The sequence below is a fragment of the Caballeronia sp. genome (assembly GCF_049581465.1).
Taxonomy (GTDB): domain Bacteria; phylum Pseudomonadota; class Gammaproteobacteria; order Burkholderiales; family Burkholderiaceae; genus Caballeronia.
Genome location: NZ_JBAUSA010001055.1, coordinates 1 through 4,622 on the forward strand (window position 1 = coordinate 1; position 4,622 = coordinate 4,622).

Here is a 4,622-nt window from a genome sequence, read left to right on the forward strand (position 1 = left end):
TTCGAACATCGCCCGCGCGACTCAGGTAAGCGACGAGGTCAATCGCCGCTTCGACATCGCGACGACCGGCATCTCGGTTCACACGCGCGACGAACTACGCCACGCGCTCGCTGCCGCCGAGGTTGTGATGGCGACAGCGGTGGCGGGCGTGCAGGTCATGAGCGCAGCGGATGTCGGTGTTGCAAAGCACTTGCTGATCGCCGCCGATGTCAATGCCGTGCCGCCCGAAGGCATCGCGGGCGTGCATGTCATGGACGACGGCAAACCGCTTGCCGGCGCGGTGCGTGAGGACGCGCTGGCGATCGGCGCGCTGGCGATCGGCAACGTCAAATACCAGGTCGAGCATCGCCTGTTCATGCGGATGCGAACCGCCGGGAAGCCGGTCTATCTCGGCTTTCCCGAAGCCTTCGAAGAAGCCCGCGCGATCGTCGGCGGCCTCGCCTGATGCGTCGTTCGTTCATGACGCCCGGCAGCCGGTCCGCGCAGACTCCCTCGCAGGCTCCCTATATAGCAGTCGTCGGGTTGTCGGCGCGCATGCTGGCGCAGTCCGCACGGCGCGCAGGGCTGAACGTGGCCGCGCTGGATATCTTCGGCGACCGCGATACGCGAAGGGTTGCGCCGCTGTGGTTTGATATCGGCAGCGAGGGTCTCTCGATCGATCCGCCACGCCTTTTCGACGCACTTGAACGCACCGCGCGGCTGCCACGCATGCTCGGCTTCGTGGCCGGCAGCGGGCTCGAACCGCTCGCGCGGGAATTGTGCAGTGCGCCACGATTGCCAAGGTTTATAGGGAACGGCGCCGAAGCCACGGCAGCCGTGCGCGAGCCACGCCGTTTTTTTTCGCTGCTGGACCGGCTTGGCATCGCGCATCCGGCGGTCTCCTGGCAGCCTCCCTCCGACCCGGCCGGCTGGCTCGTCAAACACGCCGATGGTTGCGGCGGCACGCATATAGAAACGCTGGATTCGAAGCTGGACAAGGATGCCGTCGACGGCTATTTCCAGCGCATGGCTCCTGGGCGTTCCATGTCCGCGCTGTTTGTCGCCGCGCGGCGAAAAGCGGCCGTGATCGGCTTTGCAGAGCAGCTCAGCGTCGCGGCCGGCAGCCGGCCGTTCCTGCATGTCGGGTCTACAGGTCCTGTCGACCTGCCGCCGCCAGTCATGGCCGAGCTCACGTCGGCAATCGGTTCGATCGTGGCGAACACGGATCTCTCGGGGCTGAACAGCATCGACTTCCTGCTGGACGGCGACACCTTCCAGGTCCTCGAAATCAACGCGCGTCCTTCATCGACGATGACACTCTACGAGAGCGCCGCGCGCCAGGCATGGCCGCGTGGTTTGCTCGCGTGCCATCTTGATGCCTGTATCAATGGCCTCTTGCCAACGCCTTCCCTCTTCCCCGCCGCAATGCGATTAATAGCCGGTCAGCGCGTACTTTTCGCGCCGCGCGGCTTGATCGTCTCCCGCTCCTTCAGCGACGCCTGTATGCGCGACCCTGCCTGCCATGACGTGCCGCAGCCCGGCGCGCGAATTGGCGCGGGCGAGCCGGTGTGCACGCTGGTCGTCACGCAATCGTCTACGTCCGCCGTCCGGGACGAACTCGAACGCCGCGAAGCGCTTCTTTTCCAATGCATCGAAACCTGTCATGAGCCTACTGATGCCGACATCTCCACTTTCGCCTGAGCTCAGCGTCAATGCGCTGAGCGAGCGGATTGCCATGCGGCTCGTCGATGATGCCGCGCGGCTGCGCATCGCCGTCTCGCGCACTCCAGACGGCACCGTGATCCTCGATGCAGGCATAGGCGCCATGGGCGGGGTCGAAGCGGGGGTGCTGATCGCGCGCCTGTGCATGGGGGGGCTTGGACGGGTTGCCGTGCGCATGACTACCGACGCAAATCCGCTCTGGCCGCGCATGATCGAGGTCCACACATCGTCGCCCGTGCTCGCCTGCCTCGGCAGCCAATACGCGGGATGGAGCCTCTCGGCGACCAAGGAACAAACCGGCGGCAAGAAGTTCTTCTCCCTCGGGTCAGGCCCGGCGCGTGCGCTTGCGGGTAAAGAAACGCTCTTCGATGAACTCGGTTATCGCGACCGCCACGATAGCGGCGCGCTCGTGCTCGAAGTGGACCGCTTGCCGCCGCCGGTCGTGATCGACAAGATCTTGCGGGACTGCGCCTTGGCCCCCGACAAACTGACGCTGGTCGTCACGCCGACACACTCTGTCGCGGGAACGGTGCAGGTCGTCGCGCGGGTGGTTGAGGTTGCACTGCACAAGACGCATGTGCTCGGCGTGGACCTCAGCGAGATCATTGAAGGCAGCGGCTCGGCGCCTTTGCCGCCGCCCGCGCCCGAGGCGACCCAGGCGATGGGCCGCACTAACGACGCGATTCTCTACGGCGGCCGCGTCCATCTTAGCGTGAAGAGCGATGCCGTCGCGCGACGGCTCGCAGCGGAATTGCCATCATCGAATGCACGCGATTACGGGCGCCCTTTCGCCGATATCTTCACTTCGTTCAACTACGACTTTTATCAGATTGACCCCGCGTTGTTCGCGCCTGCCGAGGTGTGGGTCAGCAGCCTGGAAAGCGGCGCGACCTATCACGGCGGCAAGATCGACATGGCGTTGCTCGACGCGCAATGGAGCGGCACGTCAACGCCGCATGCCGGTGGAGTACAGCCGTCATGAGCACAGCACTGCGGGTCGCCATCATGACCGACGAAACGGGCTGGCATACCGGACGCCTGAAGAAAGCGTTCCGCGCCCGTGACGTGGACGCGCGCTGCGTGGATCTGGCGCAATGCCGTATCGACACCACGTGGGCCCCTTACGGCCTCGCCATCCCCGGCTTCGGCCACGCGTTGCCCGATGCGGTGTTCGTACGCGGCATCGCGGGCGGCACGTTCGAGCAGGTCATGTTCCGGCTTGGCATTTTGCACGCGCTGCGCGAATGCGGCGTGCCGGTGTACAACGACGCGCGCGCGATCGAGCGCAGCGTCGATAAATCGATGACCAGTTTCCTGCTCAACCTGCATGGCGTGCCGACGCCCGCAACGTGGGCGAGTGAATCGGCGGCGTTCGCGCAGCGGGTACTGATGCGCGAGGCGGCTGCGAACCGCCGGGTCGTGCTCAAGCCGCTGTTTGGTTCGCAAGGCAAGGGCTTGCGACGGCTTGGCGCAAGCCGTCGAGATGGATCGCTTGCACCGTTGCCGTCATTGCGAGCGACGGGGCAAGTCGCTTATTTGCAGCGCTATGTGGAGACCGAGCGTCCGGGCTTCGACTGGCGCGTCCTCGTGATCGGTGGCCGGGCGGTCGCGGCCATGCGGCGCGTGGGTGGCAAGGGCTGGATTCACAACTTTGCGCAGGGGGCGACATGCGAACCCGCGCCGCTCGACCCCGTCCTCGCCGATATCGCCGTGCAAGCGACCCGCGCACTGGGTCTCGACTATGCAGGCGTCGACCTGATTCCTTCTCCGCCCGCATCGAGCAATGGCGACGGCGATGGCGATGGCGAAAAGCATCCGCTGGTTCTCGAAGTCAACGGCGTGGCCGCATGGCGCGGTTTGCAATCCGTGACGGACCTGGACCTAGCCGCCGCGCTGGCAAACGATCTGCTCGACCGGAAGCTCGCGGCTCACGCGCCTGTGCCTCTGAAGACCGGCGATGCATTCGGATAAACACAGCGCCTCCTCCCTCGCGAAGGCAAGAGCGGCCTTTTTACGGGCTTGCCGGCTGGATATCGAGACCGCCAAGCCCGGCAACGTGAGCATCGACAACCCCGGTCACGGCATGACGGCCGCGCAGTTCATCGCGAGCGCGGACGCCGCGGCCGACGCGCTGTTCGCCAAAGGCGCAAGGGTCGGCACCCGCATTCTCGATGCCGTCAGGCGCACGCAACGCGTGGCCGGCTGCAATACCAATCTCGGCATCGTGTTGCTGATCGCGCCGCTTGCTGCAGCATTCGAGATGCCTGGCGATGACCCTCCCGCCGGCTCAAGCATCTGCGCCACCGCTTGGCGCACCGCAACGCAACGCGTGCTGGCAACGCTCGATCTCGACGATACCCGCGCCGCTTACCGCGCAATCGCGCTCGCGAATCCCGGAGGCCTGGGCGACGCGCCCGAACAATCGGTCCATGAGTCACCCACCGTCGATCTTCGTACCGCAATGGCGCTGGCTGCCGGACGCGACAGCATCGCGCGCCAGTACGCGAATGGATTTTGCGACGTGTTCGAAACCGGCCTTGAGACCGTGCGCCGCGCTCAAACCTCAGGACAATCGCAAGCGGCCACGGAGCTCACGCTTGACGTGTTCCTTGCCTTCCTGAGCGGCTGGCCCGATTCACACATTGTGCGCAAGCATGGCCTGCGGGTGGCGCAGAGTGTCACGCGAGAGGCACGCAGGCGGCATGACGCGATGCACCGCGCACGCGCTCGCGGCGCCGTCGCGGACGAGCTGCTCACCCTCGGCGCATGGGACGCCACACTCAAGGCGCAGGGCATCAACCCGGGCACGAGCGCGGATCTCACGGTCGCCACGCTGTTCGTCGCGGGCCTGGTAGACGGCATCTGAACGCCTGATCCAGCTAAACACCGAGGCGTTGGCGCCGATTGGCACGGAACATGAT

At 65.6% G+C, this 4,622-nt stretch carries 4 protein-coding genes and 1 pseudogene; all 5 read left to right on the plus strand.

Annotation, left to right across the window (positions count from 1 at the left end; all coding sequences use genetic code 11):
• Window positions 1–445: pseudogene (locus WCA53_RS25830) on the plus strand (methylenetetrahydromethanopterin dehydrogenase); the annotation flags it as partial.
• Window positions 445–1,680 (plus strand): ATP-grasp domain-containing protein, encoded by a 1,236-nt coding sequence (locus tag WCA53_RS25835; RefSeq protein WP_423917111.1) that lies wholly within the window; start codon window positions 445–447, stop codon window positions 1,678–1,680. The pseudogene WCA53_RS25830 and the gene WCA53_RS25835, both read left to right, overlap by 1 nt.
• A complete protein-coding gene (mch, locus tag WCA53_RS25840; protein WP_423917114.1) occupies window positions 1,655–2,683 on the plus strand; it encodes a methenyltetrahydromethanopterin cyclohydrolase in 1,029 nt (342 codons plus the stop codon). The genes WCA53_RS25835 and mch overlap by 26 nt, the downstream gene beginning before the upstream one ends.
• The gene (locus tag WCA53_RS25845; protein WP_423917117.1) at window positions 2,680–3,672 is read left to right on the plus strand and encodes an ATP-grasp domain-containing protein; all 993 of its coding nucleotides are present in this window, start codon (window positions 2,680–2,682) and stop codon (window positions 3,670–3,672) included. The genes mch and WCA53_RS25845 overlap by 4 nt, the downstream gene beginning before the upstream one ends.
• Window positions 3,659–4,567: a triphosphoribosyl-dephospho-CoA synthase gene (locus WCA53_RS25850; RefSeq protein ID WP_423917120.1), complete on the plus strand. Its 909-nt coding sequence runs from the start codon at window positions 3,659–3,661 to the stop codon at window positions 4,565–4,567. The genes WCA53_RS25845 and WCA53_RS25850 overlap by 14 nt, the downstream gene beginning before the upstream one ends.
• Window positions 4,568–4,622: the final 55 nt, after the last annotated feature.